An 18,499-nucleotide genomic window follows, 5' to 3' on the forward strand; every position below is an offset into this window, starting at 1 on the left:
TGGTGAACGGTGCTAGAATTATTGAAGTAATTGAATACGCTTACAGAGTGAGGTGTACCCTATGCTATACCGCATGAAAAAAGAGACGAGAGCTCACAGCTCACTGTATCGAAAAAGTCTGCTGATCGTCCTAATGATTAGCTGTCTGCCTACCATCTTGATCGGTATCGGCATCTACTATTTTGGCGTATCTCGAATTGAAAAGGAAGTGAACCTATCCAATCAGTTGCAGGTGAGCCAAGCAACCAAAGTGTTGGATAATTACTTCACTCAGATGGAAACTCTTACGGCGCAATGGGCTTTCGACCCTGCCTTTGATAATGAACTCAAGCAGCTTGACTTTAAACACCAATATGACCAAGTTTGGCAGTTGTATCGTACCTTAGCAACTGTTAGAGGATCGAACCCGTTAATTGAACGAGTCTATCTGTACTTATCTGACAACAAGACACTTATCTCAAGCGAGGAAGGCATTTCATCTCTTGATGGCCAACCAAACCAAGTCTCCTTTGCTTCATTAATGCAGTCTAAACAGAATCTTTTCTGGACAAATGATTTGCCGCCATTGGCTGGAAACCGGACGGGCATTGCTCTTGTACATAAGCTACCGCATGCTTCCGGGAAGCCCGAAGGCTCTCTGATTCTTTATTTGGATCAGAATCGACTTGCCCAACAAATGAGGGGTGTCGGCAGTCAAAACCAAGTCGATTCTTATCTATATCATGAAGCTGGAGATTGGGTACTATCCATTAAGAGCGGTAAATCGGGTGCAACGGATCCTACACAAAAATCCTTGTTAATGGAATCTTTAAGAGATCACAAAAAAACCGATGCTTTCATATTTCAATCCATGGGAGAGAAATACTCTCTTTCCTACGAAAAGTTCAACCGAACGAATTCGCCTTGGATTTATGTCACAGCTACATCCCTTACCCAGTTAACGAAACCCGTCGCCTTCCTATCTAGGTTGATCATTGGAATTAGCCTCATTACTTTAATTCTGGCGAGTATTCTCTCCTGGCTCGCTTCCCGCCAGCTTTACGAACCGATTAAGCGGCTCGTTCGCATTTTCGGAAGTGCTCGAGATACAGCAACAGTTGATCAAGGCGACGAAGTGCATATTATTGAAAACCGTTGGTGGCACATGACCTCCGAGTCGCTTTCACTAAAGCAGCGAATCAACGAACAGCTTCCTTATCTGCGTGAAGGTTTCCTCCTTCAGTTGCTTCAAGGACACTTGAATTCCTTGTCTGAAAAGCAGCTTCGCGAACGGATGATAAGTTTTGGCTGGCAGCCGGAAGGAAAACACTATAGCGTTATGCTCATCCGTCTTCATGACCTGACTCAGAATGGCCGTTTCCTTGAAGGGGATGAGCATCTCGTTTCGTTTTCAGCATCCAATATCGTATCGGAGCTCTTTGAGCAGGAATTAGGATTAGAAGGCAGTGTTATCAACTTCCAAAATATGACCATGGGGATTATCGTTTTATTTCCGGCCGAATGGGAGTCTCAGCAACTAAGGGTTGAGCTGTACCGGCTCGCTGAGGAAATGAAGACCAAAATGATTGAACTACTAAAACTAAATGTAACCCAAGTCATTGGAAAGTCGACAGCCTCCGCTCAAGGCGTTCCAGAAGCCTTTGAAGAAGCCCGCCAGGCGCTGACTTTCCGAGATTTGGACGCGGAAAATCAAATACTCGACATGGAGGAGCTTCTTCCCAAGCCTCATACGGGATTCGCTTATCCGTTCGAATTGGAACGGGAATTACTACAATCCATCCGAATGGGTGATGAGATCGAAACCCACCGCTTGTTCAGCAGTCTAGAAGCAGCCTTGGAAGCAGAGGGCAAGGAAATGTATGTCCGCCAAGGCATGATGCAATTTCTTGGCAGCTTGTTTCATGCGTTGCTGAAATGGGGCTACGGCTCACAAGAAACGGACGGCCTTTATGAACAATGGGCTCAACATAGAGAACCTAAAGCGATGCAGAAATGGGCGTTAACCAAAGTCATTCGGCCCTATTGGAAGGAAATCGCAGCGTTACGCTCTTCCCAAGAGGAAAAAACGGGGTACGCTGTAGATAAAATCATCAACTTGCTACAGGAGCTGTATGCCAATGATGATTTATCCCTGGAATGGTGTGCGGACACAGTGGGCATCAATCCTTACACATTAAGTAAGGTATTTAAATTGCAAACGGGTGTCAATTTCATCGATTACCTGACTAATTTACGTCTGGAGAAATCACGGCATCTATTGGCTGATACGGACATGAAAATTAATGACATTGCTGTTCAAGTCGGTTACCAGCCCTCCTATTTCAATCGGATTTTTAAAAAGCATGAAGGCTTCACTCCTAGCCAATATCGCCAGAATTTACGTAGTCATACGGGTTGATGTTCTTCATTTCATAGATTTTTTGGAGAGTACGAACCTGCTTCGTCTTCTCGTCACCAGGCTCTGTGCGGAGATAGCCCTCCACAAGCCGGTACCCGAATACAAGAAGGATGAACTCGTAAACACAATGATCAGCGATCTGGGATACATCCGCATACTCCGAAAAACCTTTGTAATACGCAGGGATACATTGTTGGAAGTGTTCGACCATGCGATCAATATCCGGTTCATCCGCGATCAGGCTCGCGAGATCCTCGCCCAGGTAGCCCCATCCGGCAGAGTCCCAATCGATAAGTGCAAAACTCCCGTCTGCATAGATAAGATTGGTTATCCAGAAGTCTCGATGACATAGCACGAGGGGTAATTTTTCAATACGAGCGAAAATCTCATCTGATTGCTCATCAATGTCGATGAGCATCTGCCGCACGTGTCCAGGCAATTCGCAGTCCTTCGTTCGTATATAATCGTAGACGACCGGCCATGAACGGTAACGCATATATCTATTCTTCATGAGATCCGCATGGCTCAGGTTGGTTAGTCTCTGCAGCACAGCGGGTTGCTCTGCATATAGTTTACCTTGAAAGCGCCCTAACGCCAGCGCCGCATTCTCATACATGTCACTGGTCAAGTCTAAACCAGTTACACCATCGATATATTCCAGCCACAGCTGGTATTCATTAACTTCGATATTAAACTCAGCGTGATAACATGTCGGCCAACGGAGGGCTTGAGAGAAAGTCTCTCCCAAATCAGACGAATAGAGATCATATTCCCGACGCCATGATCCTGGATCGCCGTAACGATCCCATTTTTTCTGGATTTTCAGCACTAAACGGTAAGGCAATTTGTCACCATCTACGGTTTCGGCGATCCCTGTTACCAGATAAACATTTCCCACAGTTCCGCCCTGTAACGGCATAGTTTGCCAATTGGTAGTGAGGATATTCGTCTTGAACCGTTGTTCTAATACGTAAATCAGCTTTTTAAGCTCAAAATTCATTTATTTCCTCCATTTTCTTCTTTGTCGATGCTATTGAGAAAACGACAGCCATTTATCAGCTGTTTAGATGATTATATCAAATGTAATTCCTTATTATGGGAAGACTTTCGTTATAACTGTTCTCTCCCTAATAAAAACAGCAGCCGCTTATCGCTGCCGGCTGCTGTCACTTTATTCTGAACTAACGATTCTCGTCCCTCAACGATATCCCGAACCCACTTGGCGAAATACCGAACGAGCGGGGGCATCTCCTATTTCGGACTTCTGCGATTTCTGGAAAAAACCACGAGCGCTGCGATTACCATCGCACCAAAACCTACAGATTTGGCTGACTCGGCTTCCATTCCCAGCAGCATGCAAAGATTGGTAACCAAGCTTTTCGTTAGGAGTGCAACCACAATCAGCATAATCGGACGAATAAAATTGTACTTTTTCATATGTGCCACCTTTTCTTGTATGTCTTCCCCTTTCTATTATAAACAAAACAAGAGTTGTCGCGAGACAAATCTATCAACTATCACATGGGTGTTACCCTAGTGGTCAACCTGTACAACTCCTATTGGTATCAGCTCAAGAAACTCAAGACGGTTTCCGAATGGATCATGTAAATAGAAACGTTTTACCCCTTCATCTGTTCTTGCATCATCGTCTATTACTTGAGCATTTTTTTCGAGCAAGTATTTTCGCAATGAATCGATATTCTGAACATGAAATGCGGGATGAGCTTTTGTAGCAGGAACAAAATCCTTTTGAACACCAATGTGTACCTGATGAATGCCGCATTGAAACCAAACTCCACCACGCTTTCTCAAGTTTTCAGGCTTAGGAATTTCTCTCCAGCCAAGTAAGTCAGTAAAGAACGTTTTCGCAGTAGATTCGCAGCCTTCAGGCGCAGCCAATTGAATGTGATCTATCCCTAGAAAATTAAAAGACATCATGTTACCACCCCTCGAAGTTTCATTAAATGAAACTAAGTTTCATTTAATTGATTTTACATTAAAATCCAATAGAAATCTATAGATATTCAACTCTGCGTTAGTTAAACCATATTTAAATACTTCGATAGGCGATGTTGATTCCATTCAATATGGGTACCTGCGTACAAAAAAGAGAGGCAGTTCGAAACCGTATGGTTTCAGACTGCCTCTCTTTTATTCACTTATCTTCGTTGATTTGATGCGATGAATCACATTTTTTTCTTGTTGGTGATTCATCTCTTCGATTCTTCTGTTTAGAAAAAAAGCATCGACCCAACTCCACAGCAAAGATCCAGATAATATGATTATGCTAAACCATAAGAGAAATTGACTAAATGATTCTAAATCTGTGTAGATTGCCAATAGAATAATGCCAATACCCGGGAAGACTGTGGCTGCGAACATAAAGCTTGCATACAGATAATTTTCTGTATAATAACGATGCGCTCCAAAATAGTGCAGCACCGACCATAATGCCCATACAACTTCCTTGGATTTCCGCTTTTTTAGCAGTTCCGCTTCTAAGATAGCTAGCTCTTCTAGTGTTAACGTACGTAATAAATGTAAATTGTCCATACGTTATGCACGTGATAGCTGAGCCGCAGCAACTTCTGAGTTTTCCCGTGCTTGGTGAATCAAACGAATTTCTGAAATAATTTCATTTTCAACTTTTTCATTTGTATCTCTAATCATACCTGAAAGCAAGAACAAGTCCACCAGGGCCCAAATACCTAACCCACCTAATGTGAGTAACATTGCAACTCCTGTTCCCGTTCTACCCAAGTAGAAACGATGTCCCCCAATTCCGCCAGTGAAGAACCAAAGTAGCCATGCGATACCACCTGTTTTTTGCTTCTTGCTCATCTCGGAAGCAAGTAATTGAAGCTGTTCTGACGTTAAACTCTGTTTTTGTAATAGTGACGACATAATTCGACCTCTTTTCCTATGATGGTTAAATTATATCGTGTTCATCTACAATTTATATCAAATTACTATAAAAACTGGTTAATTTTTGATAAAGTTTTGTATAAATATTACAAATAACCATTAAAATATCCTGCCATTCAGTTTAATAGCAAAAAGAGACCCTCAGCTAGCAACAAACTTCTATTCTATTCTTCCTAAGTTGAATCAGCTATAATATGACCATCACTTATAGTTTAGATTGGAGTTTAATCATGAAGATAAGGAATTTAGTACTATCTGCATTAATTGCTTTTTCTACGATTTTGGCTACACTGCCGGTATTTTCCCCTCGAGCAGAAGCTTATACGCCTATTCTGGAACGAATTAATGCTAATCATGTCAACATCGTTCAGGGGAATTCTACAAAAGTAATAGTTACTGCATTTTATACGGATGGTTCCACATCTGACATAACACCTAACGTGTCCTGGAAAATTTATACGCCAGCAGTGGCCACAATTTTAGACGGAAATCTCATAGTTGGTTTAAAAGAGGGCGGGACTTATGCTACAGCTACATACAAAGGAATGGACAGTACAATTCTTGTTACTGTAAATAGTAAGAGTAGTAGCACTTCAAATAATAGTGCTTCAACTAATTCTTCGATAAACACTTCAAATATGAAGACAACTAATAATAACTCCCCTGAGATCACTTCATTTTACTATGACAAGGCGGTTAACGGTGTTAGTTTAAAATTTACAAGTTATGATGTATTACTCGAGAAGAAAAATAATAAAAATGAATGGGTACTAGTAGGCAAATACTCCAACACGTATAGTGAAAAGAATCTTCTACCCGGCATTTACACGTATAGATTAAAGCATTTATCTGGTGCAAGCCCAGAAGTTTCGGTGACGGTTCCAGAGCACTTTGTTGATATGAAACCGGATGTGTTCGGTCGTGATGAGGTCTATAAGCTTTATATGGACGGGATTATTGACGGTTACCCAGATGGTTCTTTTAAGCCCTATGGAACGATTACAAGGGCAGAGGTAGCTAAGATTCTTCATCCTCTTTTTCATGATACGGAATCAAATAAAAAGAGTACATTCAAAGATATTGATGGACATTGGGGGTTTAAGTACATTTTTCACCTCTATCAAATTGGATTAATTCAGGGAGTAACTGAAGATAAATTTGATCCAGACGGAAATATGACAGGAGAACAATTGGCCGTCATTTTGAAGAGAGCGTTACAGGGAAGGATTTCGTTAGATCATACCTATAAATCTATGAATGCTTCACCTTGGGCGAAAGAGAGTTTGGACTTTGTCTATTCCGCGGGATTGTATGATTTTGATATGATGTATCTTGCAAAAAAAGATTTTGGGAGAAGTGAAGTCGCTTATGCAGTTGCAAAAGCTCTTCAGTATTTAAACAAATATAAAACCCCGGGATGGTAATTGGAGTGTTCTTGAATCATGATTTTCTCTTGAATAAACGGTAATACATATAAACGCTAACAAAATAAATTGGAAATAAGATTAATCCTAAGAAAGTAGAAAGCAAAACAATTTCAACCTTGCTACTTTCATTATCCGAATCAAAATTGATAAATCCATAAGCAACAAAGAAAAGCCAGAATACGGTTAGTAAATATCCAACTCTATAAGGCAGTTTCATTTCTTCACTTCCTTTAGTTGTTATATACCTCTTACATATAGACGGAAATAAATGGAAAAAGTTTTAGGTTCACCACGCTAAACTGTTCTCCTCAATCCACTTTAGTTAACCAGACGCCCCGCCTACACGAACAAAAGGACGTGCTTGTCAGCACGCCCTTCCTTGCTTTATTGACGCGGTAAGTACACGCCTTCTTTTTTGTTGTACCTGTCTGTCGCCTCTTTTATCACGACATCGCCGCCTTTTTTCTTATACTCCTCAATGACTTTCGGCCAATCCGCAATCGGTTCTTGACCGTAAATCATTTTGACCATATGCCCCACGAGAAGCGGAGGGAATGCGCCGTTTAGATCTGGATTTTTCACCAGGGAATCTAATTGTGGATCAAATACGATGGAATCCCGACCTTCTTTGGTCAGCGTATTTTTCATGAAATCAATAACCGGTGCTCCCAGCGGATTAAGCATCAACGATTTGGTAAACGTATTATCTTTGACAAACCAGAGATCTTTCTGACGGAATTCCTCTACGTTAATTTCATCAGGCGTCTCTGCGATTTTATAGTTGACTTTGCCGTTTTCTGTTTTGTAAGTATCCCCTTCAATGCCATAAGTGAAGTATTTATCTGCCTCATCGGTCAGCATCCAATCAAAGAATTTAATAATGCCAATCGCCTTTTCTTTGGACACTTTTTTATTGATGAGATAGGTACGATTAATGGACTGACCTAAAGCCGATCCGCCTTTTCCATCAGGCCCAGTTGGAGCCAATGTTTGAATGATGCTGCCATCTGGAATCGCAGCTTTTAGCTTTTTCTCAATGTTCAGCTTATCTTTGGCACCAAGCATATACATGCCTGTTTTTGCACTATAGACATTCTGCGCTAGGTTATTTCCGTTATTCGTTGGAAACTCTTTGCTCATTAAACCTTCATCCAGCAACGTTTTGTAGGTTTGGAGAGCTTTCATCATCGCATCAACCTTGAAGAATTTAGGTACAACCTGATCCCCTTGCAACTCAAATTGGTTAGGTAGCACATCGTAAGCACCAAAGAATTGGTCTGATAGGTTGAATTTGTCCAGGGCAAGGAATGGTTGCTCCACACCATTTTTCTTAAATGCTCTAAACATGTTGAGATATTCATCGACCGTTTTTGGCGGCTGCAAGCCTGCTTTATCCAGGTAATCTTTGCGAATATAGGTGGATAAGGTATTGGGAATGGAGACAAATTCAGGAATCGCAACGATTTGGCCTTTGTACTTAACGCGGTCCCAAGCAGCTGCCGGAATCTTCTTCAGCAGATTTTGACCATATTCTTTGAGTAAATCGTCTAGCGGCATGAATACATTCGATTGCACGGCACCTGCAAGTTCTTTACCATAAATGGAAGAGCCCCCACCGCTGCTCATAACGACATCAGGAATGTCACCTGAGCTGAATTTAAGAATTAATTTTTGTTCATAATCTTTTTGCAAAATGAGTTCGATCTTCGGTGCTGTGTTCGTCAATTCCGCTAATTTCTTAACGAATTTGTCGTTATTAATATCCGTTATCGTTTCCAGATATTTACCACGTCCCTCCATCACCATGGAAAAAGCCGTTGGACCTTTCACTTCTGCAGATTTCGTCTCCGTTGCTTTCTTTTCTCCCTCTGGTTGTGCCGAGTTCGATGAACATGCGGCTAATAAGGATCCAAATGCCATCGTAGCAGCTACAGCGAGTATACTTGCTTTTCGTTTACTCATACCCAATATCCCCCTCATCACTTGTTTACATGTTGCTATGCATTCTATGAAGCGCTTCCATCCAAACTATAGATGCATTTTTGAAAAGGGTACATTGTTTTTCTTTACCATAGTTGTCAAATTTTTAGGTACTTATGATTTAATGGAGCCAATCATTAGCCCTTTAACAAAATATTTTTGTAGAAAAGGATACACCACAATGATGGGTAAAGAAGACACTACGACGACCGCCATCTTAATCCCGTCAGGGGTAATATTATTCATATCGATCAGCAGACTGGCATCTGTCATAATATTGGCATTTGCAATAATTTCCTGCACTTTGACCTGCAACGGGTACAGGGCACGGTTATTGATATAGAAAATCGCTGACATATAGGAATTCCAATGCCCTACGGCATAAAATAAGCCCATTGTAGCCAACACTGGCTTTGATAAGGGAAGAACAATATTCCAAAGAATACGCTGTTCACCACAACCGTCGATCCGTGCACTGTCAATTAATTCTGAAGGAATCTCTTGAAAAAAAGAGCGCGTCACAAAAAAGTTAAACGCCGAGATCGCACCTGGCAGCACCAAAACCCATAGTGTATTTAGCAAGCCTAGTTGCTTCAGCCATAAGTAATTGGGAATAAGGGGAGCTTGAAAAATCATCGTAAGCAGCACGAGTAACAGGATGACTGTTGCCCCTCGATATTCCTTTCTAGACAAAGGATAAGCTAAAGATGACGTTGCAAGCAAGTTAAATGCTGTGCCAAAAACAGCCAAACAAATGGTGATGGCAAAGGCACGCCAAATGGTATGGTTATGGATGACATAATCATAACTGATCATGGTAAACTCTACAGGCCAAAAGAAAACATGACCGCCTTCAATCGCTTTTGCGCTGCTCAATGATTGTGCCCATACGTTTAACAACGGCAGAAATGCAAGTAAAGCAATCGCAGCCATCAGAAGGCCATTGCAGGCCAGAAAAATTTTACGAGACATACTTGTTGTTCTCATGCTTTGTCCTCCTGAACAAACTAAAATAACCCTTGGCCTGTCGCTTTTTTACTCAGTGTGTTACCGAGCACAAGCAAGATAAGGCCTACAAGTGACTTGAACAAACCAATTGCGGTCGTATAGCTGTATTGCTGCTGCAATAAACCTACCCGATAGATATAGGTATCCAATGTATCCCCGCCCGCTTGGTTCAAGGAATTAAGAAATACGAAGACTCGCTCAAAACCGAAATCCAAAAAATGACCAATCTGCATTAAAAATAAGATCGTGATTGTGGGCAGCAGGGCAGGAAGTGTAATGGCCGTCGTTTGCCGCCACCGATTCGCACCATCCATCTCTGCAGCTTCGTACAAATCAGGATTAATGCCTGTAATTGCGGCAAGATAGATGATCGTGCCCCACCCTGTATCACGCCATAACCCAGCGCCTACAATGACGCCCTTTACATACTGCTCTTCTCCGAGAAAAAACACGCGATCAAGTCCTAAAGCAGCCAATCCATGGTTAATAAGTCCATGTTCTTGACTTAAGAGCGCAAGGGCAATTCCGCTAATGATGACCCATGATAAGAAATGCGGCATGTACACAACCGTTTGGAGAACACGTTTATACATCATACTGCGAACTTCATTGAGCAGAAGGGCAATAAGAATGGGCGCCGGAAAGGCAAAAAGCAGATCGAACCCCGCGATCAACAAAGTATTCTTCAGAATGCGGAGAAATTCGTCATACTGAACCATTTTGACATAATTATCCCATCCTACCCATTCGCTGCCCCAGAAGCCTTTAAAAATGTTGTAATCCTGGAAGGCAATGACGGACCCTCCTAATGGAATATACTTGAAAACTAAAAAATACAAGATGCCTGGAACCGACATCCAATATAAGGTTCTCATTTTCCAGATATAGCTCCAGATGGGTATTTGCTTCGTATTCACTTTTGTTGTCGTTTGGGACTGTGTTCCTGTAAGAGCCATGATCCCCCTCCTTCTTCTAGTTGATCTACCTCCATACTACCGTGGGGTACACAAAGAAACCATGAAGTCTTTTTGGACTTCATGGTTTTTTTTTAGGTGGCGCGCACCTTAGGCTATATAAAATATTTATCTCGATTTTCCCTTGGCAGCCGCATGGTAATCATCGTCCCTATCCCTTCCGTACTTGTGATGACAAGTCCGTAAGATTCGCCAAAAACCATTTGAATACGACGATGTACATTCAATATGCCCGTACCGCCATCGCCAAACGACTCTGGCCCCTGATCGAAAGCTAATTTATTCGCACGCAATCGTTCTCTTAGTTCTTCGAGCTTCTCAGATGATAAGCCTAGGCCATTATCCTCCACTGTAACGATGAACTCATTCTCATGAAGCATCGCGTCGATGCGAATAAAGTGATGCGGCGCTATTTTTTTACGAAAAGCATGCTCGAAGACGTTTTCAATCAGCGGTTGAAGGGTAAAGCAGACCATCTTTTCCAGCAGTAAACTAGGAGGAATGGCCACATCAATCTCAAATTCGCGATCCATGCGGTGCTTAAGAATCATCATATAATTGCGAATATGATTGAGTTCATTCACCACAGTAATTTCTTTCAGATTCGTCTGAGAGGCATAGCGCAGCATGTATGCCATGCTGTCTACAATTTCACGGATTTCCCCTGAATCCTGGATGATAGCGTAGCAGTTAATTGTTTCTAGCGTGTTGTAGAGAAAATGCGGATTGATCTGCAGTTGAAGCGCTTGAAACTCTGCTCTTTGACGTTCCAGCTGTTGTGTACGGTATGCCAATTCTGCTTTCTGCTGCTCAAGCTCGGCATGGTACACTTTATCAATCATTTCAGATAAGCGGGTGACCATTAGGTTATAGCTTCGCGTCAAGAGACCCAATTCATCCAATCGGTCCCCGATCGGAATTTGTTGCCAAACCCCGCGCTCCGTCTGTCGCATGCCCTGCTTAAGAATTTGCACGGGACGATGAATCGATTGTGAGAATCGATAAGCCATCCATAACCCTACCAACAATGTAAGCGCACCCACAGGAATAATGACAGAGCGGATTGCCATGATTGGTTTACGTAATTCTTTTACCGGCAATGATACGACTAATTTCCAGCCTGAGTAAGCCGAACTTCGCCATACATACAAGCGTTCATCCTTCGGATCACCTAACCGTATCGAGCCTTCACCATTTGGTAAAATGGCTTTCGCCACAGTCTGAGCTAATGGCTTTCCCATTATGCCCTTATCAGGATGGTAGATGAGATTACCCTCTTCATCCACGATGAAAAAGTAACCGTCATCACCAATATCGACTTTTTCCCAAAGCGTAGATAGTTCATTCACATTCACTTCCATCGCAATCAAACCATTGAAATCGTAAGTGGCATATCCCCGAAAAGGGCGAACTAACGTGACGACTGACCCTGACTTATCTGGCTTAATCGATGTATGCAAGATAGTCAGCCTAGTCGGATCTTGGATGGAAGACATGAGTGTTTCGTACAATTTACTAGGATCCGCAATCGCAAATTCGCCTGTCACGTAGTTGTTATCCAACACATAACGTCCATTCGCTCCGATAATGTAGATCGAGTTCATATGAGGATAATGTAAAAAAGTGGTCTGGATCGCTTTCGTTTTGACCAGATCCGCGTAGTAGACGTACTCATAACTATTCGTCGGTTGAATGTCGACAAATCGTTTGACTTCGTCTTGCGTGATCAGAACATTGCTCGCCCGCTCGTAGGATTGCAGATAGAGCTCAGTCTGATGTGCGGTGCTTGTAATCATTTGACTCAGCTGTTTCTCCTGCTGGGCATCTAGGATACGTGAAGCCGTCGAATAGGAAAAGAAACCGATGACCGAGAGAGACACGATAATTACAATGACAAAGTAAATAAGGAGTCGAAACGACAGCGACATCCTACGCAGCGTATACATTAGTCAATCCCCAACTTAGCTCTATACTCCGAGGGAGATAATTGGTAAAGCTTTTTAAACGATTTGGCAAAGTGCGAATAATCGATATAGCCCACCTCTTCAGCAATATCGCTCATGCGATAATGTGGAATTTCTAGTAAGCTTATCGCCTTCTCCATGCGCTTCTTCATGCGATAGTGCACGAATGTCTCTTGCGTAACTTGCTTAAATAATTGGCTAAAATAGGAGGCATTCAGCCCCAGATGCTTGGCTACCTCTTCTAACGAGACCTCCTCCGTCAAATGCGCATCAATATACGATTTGGCAGCCGTAATGGGGTCAATTAATTTTCCTTTGCGCTTATAATGCAGATCGCTGAACATTTTTTGAATCAGGGTATTAAATTGAAGGAAGGATGCTTCCTCTTCCTTGTTCGCTAACAAAGTTAATGCTTCAACAGTGTTAAATACATACACATCCTTGGCTGCAAGGAACTTATGAATCATTTGCAGACAATCCTGCAGCAATTGCTGGACTTGATCCGAACTCAGTTGAAGGTGCTGGAGGTAATGATGCCATTCTTTTAGCGCAAGCTCTAAATTCTCTTCTTCCAGAAACCAGATACCTTCGGCAATACGCTCCGTTAATGACTCACATGTCCGAATGGAGAATACAGGTTTAGCCGAATCTCCGCGTCTGCTCTCAATGAGTTTGTCTAGTACTCTTTCAAGCTCTGTTTGGTTAATTGGCTTCAGCAAATATTCTTTTACTCCGTAAGATAGACATTTCTGCGCGTACTGAAACTCACCAAAGCCAGAAATAACGGCAACTTGGATCGGATACTCACGCTCTTGAATTGTCCTGCAAAGTTCCAAGCCGTCCATATCGGCCATACGAATATCCGTAAGCAGAAAATCGGGCATTTGCTCAGCAATCATCCTAAGCGCTTCCTGACCACTATCCGCTAGTCGGATGGATTCGATCGAACGATTGCTTGCATCAACAAGCTTCAGCAGACCTTTACGAATAATCGGTTCATCATCAACGATGATGAGGTCAAAGGTAGTCTTCATCCTTGTAGCTCCTCCTCGGCTCGCACGGTCCCAATTGTAGATCCCCCTGAAATGGTGACAGGAATTGTCATATGTATGGCATCATGCGCTTTATTCCGATCTACAATGAGTTGATTCAACATGTGAACCGCAGCAGCCCCCATGGCAAGCTTCGGTATGTTGATCATCACCAGCTCTTGTGCCACTTGTGGCGGTAGATACGCCAGATCGTTGTCACTCAAAGCGGCAATACTGAAATCGTCTGGGCACGTTCTTCCAATTTGACGTGCCCCCTCCGCAAAAGCATGCGCCATAGCCGGTTCCTCCATGAGAATTGCAGTTACCCCTGCATCAAGAACGTCCCTGCAAAATGCTGGTGTTATTTCCTGCACAGTCAATTGCCTCTTCCTATGGGCAACAGTCAAATGAGAATTTTCAGCCAGCGCTGCATGGTACCCCCGCTCGCGATCCTTGGTTGCATCGTTATACAACCGATAAAAGAATCCCGTTTGACGATGCCCATGAGCCATCATTCTACTAAGAATCGTCTGAGTGCCCGTGAAGTAATCAGCGGCTACGTATGAAATGTCGCCTTCTTGCACTTCCCTTTTCCCAATAAATACAAAAGGATATTCTTCTTTCATTAGTCTAGCCAGCTCTTCTTTATTTTCGAGACCTAACAGAATGGAGCCATCGGCGATCCGTAAATGATTCAACCCGTTGCGGTAAATACGTCTGACACCTTCCCCGCCATCTGAGCGTGTGAACAGCAGCATATCGTAATCGTGCCGAATACAAGCTTCCTCAATACCAACTAAATAAGGATGATAAAATCCATGCTGATCAAGTGGAAACGCGGAGCCGTTAATAAAAACGCCCATCAACCGGTTCTGTCCCCCGGCCAGTGTTCGAGCCGCTGGGTTAATGACATATCCAAGCTCTTGGATAGCCGCTTGCACTTTCTCACGCGTTTCTTCGCTGATGAGGAGATGATCTTTTCCTTGCGGATTCAAAATGATCGAAACCGTGCTCTGCGAGACACCGGCTAATTTCGCCACATCGGCCTGTGTTGGCTGTTTTTTCCTCATGTAGACGTCCCTTTCTCCCATGCCAAAAAAAATGCCACACCCCTAAAATTTTGACATGTTCATTCATTTCGGATAGCGATATAGTTGAATCGTAAGCTATTAATGCGCATTAGTAAAGTGGAATTTCAAACAAAACACCACAAGGGAGCGATGGTCCATGAACGTTACAATGAAGAACTACATGCCTGCTGTGAATGAGCATTTAGAGAAAGATATTGAACTTAGAGAACTCTATGCATTTGATTTGAATGGCTATTTGGTCGTAGAAGATGCGATTGATCCTCAGGTACTGGAAGCGTTAACCCGCAAAGTGGATGAGATTGAAAAGGAAATTGGGATGACTGTGAATGGCATTCCTTCCGGGGATGAGACACCGAATGCGAAGAATTATCGCCGCAACAATATTATCTTTGAAGATCCAGCCTTCTTAGCAGCAGCCATGAGCCCTAAGGTACTGGCCAAAATTGCTAACTTCGTCAAGTACCCTAAGCTGAAGTCCACTTGGTTGGATTTTAAAGCACAGGGAGGTGGCATTGGCTTCCATTCGAATCATACGCCTTACACACCAGTTGACGCTTACTTATTTCATAACTATCAAATTCATTGTAATCTCGTTACCGTATGCTACGCACTCTGCGATATTCCGCTTGATGGTGCTGCGCTAACGGTTATTCCAGGCAGCCACAAATCCAACTTTCCGCTGCCAAGCGATGAGGAGCAAAAAGCGTTCCAAATTCAAGTTCCAATGAAGAAAGGTTCTGCCCTTATTTTTACACATGATATGAACCATGGCTCCTTTAATGAACTGCCCTATACGCGCAGAACGATGTTCACCTCCTTCTCAACAGGCTTCTCTGCGCATACACTTGGTGACGATACACTCTACGATCCGCTGTTCGATCAAGCGCCTGATCACACGTGGGAAAAATATTTCCTACGCCGTCCCAAAGGCGACCGCGACACGTACCCGCAGCCGCAGCATCGCATCACCGAAGAACCTGGCTTAGGTCTACTGCGCAAATAAACCCAGGAGGGCATCAACATGCAACTTCATATCGTCGATATACAAGCAGTGCCTCTTGCAGCCACATGGGAGCAGCTTTTCGGGGGACTTGAGAACGTGCCCGCCTCCCTGCTTCGGCCTGCTGCTCATTTTCAAAGTGTTCCTCGGCTTGGGCAATTTTCGACCCTCGTCTATATAACTGCCAGCGACGGTACCATTGGTATCGGGGAGTGCTGGGGCCTTCCGCTTTCCGGCGTGACAGCGACCATCGTGAACCATTTATTTCGTCCTTTGCTGATTGGACGTGATCCACGAGACATTGGCCCCATTTGGGAGATGCTCATTAAATCCGCAGAGTCTCTTGGGCATACCAGAGGATTCATGATGGATGCAATTAGCGGTATTGATATAGCCCTCTGGGATCTTGAGGGCAAGCGGCGGGGTCAACCTTTGCATGAAATGGCTGGCGGCAAACTTAGAAACCACATTGCGTGCTATGCGAGTCCAATTCGTTTTAGTGACAATACACAAGACACCATCGACAACGCTCGTGAGTTTACAGATCTAGGCTTTACAGCTGTTAAAGTAAAAGCAGGGCGCACCATCGAGAAGGACGCTGCCTACATTGGCGCCATTCGCGAAGCTTTAGGTTCAGACATTCGAATTCTGATTGACTTTAATTGTGCATTTACTGTACAACAGACGATTGAATTTGCGCGGGAAGTCGAGCAGTACAACATTTTCTGGTTTGAAGAACCCTTACCGCCTGATCATGTCGATGAGCTTGCCCAAATTCGTAAAGCCATCCATATCCCCGTGAGTACAGGCGAAAATGATTTCTCCGTCCAGAGCTTCCGCTTGCTGGCAGAGAAGGGCGCTGTGGATATTATTAATCCGAATATTACACGATGCGGAGGTATCACCGGTTTGCAGCGCATTCAATCGGTCATTGAACCGCATGGCGTACAAACTGCGCTTCACGGCGTGGGCGCTGGTATCATGATGTCTGCGTCCCTTCATATGATGAGCACACTACGTAACGGATTGGTTATGGAGTATAACCGATTCCTCAATCCGCTTCGTGAAACCTTGATCGAACCTGCCATTGCTTTTAAAGACGGTCTTCTGCAGGTTCCAGAGGGGCCTGGGCTTGGCTGCAGCCTTGTCGAGGAGACTGTTCAGACTTTTGCCGTGTTATAAGGGAGATGATTGCATGTGTAAAACCGTCAAATTCGAATCCAACGTGTGGTCTTCGACTTCATTTCGTGAGCGAAGGTTACCGTATCTGCTCTTCAAGCCAACGTGTGCAACGACCACCGGAACCAAGCTGCCGCTGCTATTATATCTGCACGGTGCTGGTTCCAAGGGCGAGAATTTGCAACTCGTTGAGCAATCTGTATTGCCGCAAACGCTCACGGAAACGGGCCTGCCTTTTCCTTGTATTGTAGTCTGTCCACAGTGTCCAGGCTCGCGCAGCGGCTGGCAGCCAGACCTCCTTGGTGAGCTGCTGGATGAACTTATCCCCGCACTACAAATTGATCCCTCTCGCGTATATGCGACAGGGATCAGTATGGGCGGCCGTGGGGTCTATGAGCTTGCCTATGATTATGGGGACAGACTCGCAGCCATTGTGCCTCTCTGCGCTTTCGGCATCCCAAATCTGGCACCACGCTTGCGGCAACTGCCTATCTGGGCTTTTCACGGTGATCAAGATGAGGTGTTGCCTTTCGCTCGCGGACAGGAAATGGCAGAGGCTTTGCAAGCCACTGGCTCACCTGCCATCTTTACTCGTTTGGAAGGGTTACATCATGATATTGGTGAGACGGTATATAGATTCAAAGAAATGTGGGAATGGTTGAAGGGGCAACAGCGAACTGAAGAAGGGTAGCAGAAACCAGCCAAATGATTACTGACTAATCAGCGGCGCCCATGATCCCCCATCATTTCGCCATGGTCCGATGTGAAGAGTAGGACAGTCTCGTCCAGCAGTCCCTCCTGCTCCAACTTCGTAAGAATTCGGCCAATTTGCTCGTCCAAACACATAATCATGGCTTTATACGCTCTGCGTAGTTCGTACAGCCGCTGTTTACTCAATAAAATCATCCGTTTCCTCATAGGGAATTTGATCAAGATACCTTGCTGGAGGTTCATAAGGGGGATGCGGGCCGACGAAAGAACCGAAGATAAAAAACGGCTGATTCTCTGGCCTTCTGTCAATGGCCTTCAGCAACGTATCCTTGCTCTTCGTAGTGTTGCAGTTCCTTTTGTGTTAATTTGCGCATCCATGTTCACTCCTCAACTCCTAGTTACCCTCATCATACTAAGATGGAATGCCTTTTTCCATAGATGAATCATGCAATCTGCATGGACAAAATTATATCCTTTATTATTGAAACAATAGATTTTGAATGACTCCTCGTAAATTTACACATTCGCTACCTACATCAACTTCTGCAACTCCACACCATAATCGCGGCTTATGCTACTACCTCTGCACTTCCGACGAGTTTAAGTGACTCTCTCAGCTCTCGACCTTGCCAGCTAGTTCACGGAACTTTTAAAAAACTGCGAAAATACATCTTTTAATAGGGTTTTGAGCAAAAAAGATAAAATTGCTGCGATTACGCAGTTTTTTCTATTAAATTCATCGAAATCAAGAGATATCCCGAGAAAAGGATGTATTTTCGCAGCAATTCTACGATAATCGGTCTTTTCTCCT

Annotated in this window: 18 protein-coding genes; 5 read left to right on the forward strand and 13 right to left on the reverse strand. The window is 43.7% G+C overall.

Annotated elements, in window-relative coordinates; translation table 11 throughout:
• Positions 1-61 precede the first annotated feature (61 nt).
• On the forward strand, positions 62-2,398 hold the full coding sequence (locus AC58QT_RS10830) for a helix-turn-helix domain-containing protein (protein WP_497408979.1): 2,337 nt from the start codon (positions 62-64) through the stop codon (positions 2,396-2,398).
• Here the strand turns inward: AC58QT_RS10830 and AC58QT_RS10835 are convergent.
• From AC58QT_RS10835 to AC58QT_RS10860, 6 genes are all read right to left on the reverse strand, one after another.
• Positions 2,358-3,398, reverse strand: a complete 1,041-nt coding sequence (locus AC58QT_RS10835; RefSeq protein ID WP_497408980.1) for an aminoglycoside phosphotransferase family protein — start codon at positions 3,396-3,398, stop codon at positions 2,358-2,360. The two genes, AC58QT_RS10830 and AC58QT_RS10835, sit on opposite strands and share 41 nt — an antisense overlap.
• Before the next feature lie 110 nt (positions 3,399-3,508).
• On the reverse strand, positions 3,509-3,646 hold the full coding sequence (locus AC58QT_RS10840) for a hypothetical protein (protein ID WP_497408981.1): 138 nt from the start codon (positions 3,644-3,646) through the stop codon (positions 3,509-3,511).
• Between the two features lie 3 nt (positions 3,647-3,649).
• Positions 3,650-3,835 carry a hypothetical protein gene (locus tag AC58QT_RS10845; protein WP_310225960.1) on the reverse strand — a complete coding sequence of 62 codons (186 nt, stop codon included), beginning with the start codon at positions 3,833-3,835 and terminating at the stop codon, positions 3,650-3,652.
• 96 nt (positions 3,836-3,931) lie between these two features.
• Positions 3,932-4,333, reverse strand: coding sequence for a VOC family protein (locus tag AC58QT_RS10850; RefSeq protein ID WP_497409314.1), 402 nt, complete (start codon positions 4,331-4,333; stop codon positions 3,932-3,934).
• A gap of 216 nt (positions 4,334-4,549) precedes the next feature.
• Positions 4,550-4,951 carry an NINE protein gene (locus AC58QT_RS10855; protein ID WP_497408982.1) on the reverse strand — a complete coding sequence of 134 codons (402 nt, stop codon included), beginning with the start codon at positions 4,949-4,951 and terminating at the stop codon, positions 4,550-4,552.
• Between the two features lie 3 nt (positions 4,952-4,954).
• Positions 4,955-5,302 (reverse strand): TM2 domain-containing protein, encoded by a 348-nt coding sequence (locus AC58QT_RS10860; protein ID WP_497408983.1) that lies wholly within the window; start codon positions 5,300-5,302, stop codon positions 4,955-4,957.
• Positions 5,303-5,553: 251 nt separating this feature from the next.
• On the opposite strand from AC58QT_RS10860, the gene AC58QT_RS10865 reads away from it, so the two are divergent.
• Complete coding sequence (locus tag AC58QT_RS10865) at positions 5,554-6,747, forward strand: S-layer homology domain-containing protein (RefSeq protein WP_497408984.1); 1,194 nt, start codon at positions 5,554-5,556, stop codon at positions 6,745-6,747.
• Between the two features lie 387 nt (positions 6,748-7,134).
• Here the strand turns inward: AC58QT_RS10865 and AC58QT_RS10870 are convergent, their stop codons facing one another.
• The 6 genes from AC58QT_RS10870 to AC58QT_RS10895 all read right to left on the reverse strand — a co-directional run bounded on the left by AC58QT_RS10870 (position 7,135) and on the right by AC58QT_RS10895 (position 14,777).
• Complete coding sequence (locus tag AC58QT_RS10870; RefSeq protein WP_497408985.1) at positions 7,135-8,712, reverse strand: type 2 periplasmic-binding domain-containing protein; 1,578 nt, start codon at positions 8,710-8,712, stop codon at positions 7,135-7,137.
• A 132-nt stretch (positions 8,713-8,844) separates the two neighbouring features.
• Positions 8,845-9,717 (reverse strand): carbohydrate ABC transporter permease, encoded by an 873-nt coding sequence (locus AC58QT_RS10875; protein ID WP_497408986.1) that lies wholly within the window; start codon positions 9,715-9,717, stop codon positions 8,845-8,847.
• A gap of 20 nt (positions 9,718-9,737) precedes the next feature.
• A complete protein-coding gene (locus AC58QT_RS10880; RefSeq protein WP_310225976.1) occupies positions 9,738-10,694 on the reverse strand; it encodes an ABC transporter permease in 957 nt (318 codons plus the stop codon).
• Positions 10,695-10,807: 113 nt separating this feature from the next.
• Complete coding sequence (locus AC58QT_RS10885; RefSeq protein WP_497408987.1) at positions 10,808-12,658, reverse strand: histidine kinase; 1,851 nt, start codon at positions 12,656-12,658, stop codon at positions 10,808-10,810.
• A complete protein-coding gene (locus AC58QT_RS10890; RefSeq protein ID WP_497408988.1) occupies positions 12,658-13,710 on the reverse strand; it encodes a response regulator in 1,053 nt (350 codons plus the stop codon). The genes AC58QT_RS10885 and AC58QT_RS10890 overlap by 1 nt, the downstream gene beginning before the upstream one ends.
• Entirely contained in the window at positions 13,707-14,777 is a 1,071-nt protein-coding gene (locus AC58QT_RS10895) for a LacI family DNA-binding transcriptional regulator (protein ID WP_497408989.1), read from the reverse strand. Before AC58QT_RS10895 ends, AC58QT_RS10890 begins: the two co-directional genes overlap by 4 nt.
• A gap of 157 nt (positions 14,778-14,934) precedes the next feature.
• On the opposite strand from AC58QT_RS10895, the gene AC58QT_RS10900 reads away from it, so the two are divergent.
• The 3 genes from AC58QT_RS10900 to AC58QT_RS10910 are packed head-to-tail and all read left to right on the forward strand — an operon-like array spanning position 14,935 to position 17,668.
• Positions 14,935-15,801 (forward strand): phytanoyl-CoA dioxygenase family protein, encoded by an 867-nt coding sequence (locus AC58QT_RS10900; RefSeq protein ID WP_497408990.1) that lies wholly within the window; start codon positions 14,935-14,937, stop codon positions 15,799-15,801.
• A gap of 18 nt (positions 15,802-15,819) precedes the next feature.
• Complete coding sequence (locus tag AC58QT_RS10905) at positions 15,820-16,980, forward strand: mandelate racemase/muconate lactonizing enzyme family protein (RefSeq protein ID WP_497408991.1); 1,161 nt, start codon at positions 15,820-15,822, stop codon at positions 16,978-16,980.
• Positions 16,981-16,993: 13 nt separating this feature from the next.
• On the forward strand, positions 16,994-17,668 hold the full coding sequence (locus AC58QT_RS10910) for a carboxylesterase family protein (protein WP_497408992.1): 675 nt from the start codon (positions 16,994-16,996) through the stop codon (positions 17,666-17,668).
• Between the two features lie 29 nt (positions 17,669-17,697).
• Here the strand turns inward: AC58QT_RS10910 and AC58QT_RS10915 are convergent, their stop codons facing one another.
• Entirely contained in the window at positions 17,698-17,883 is a 186-nt protein-coding gene (locus AC58QT_RS10915) for a sulfatase-like hydrolase/transferase (protein WP_497408993.1), read from the reverse strand.
• Between the last annotated feature and the right edge of the window lie 616 nt (positions 17,884-18,499).

It is taken from the genome of Paenibacillus sp. J31R109 (assembly GCF_059692055.1).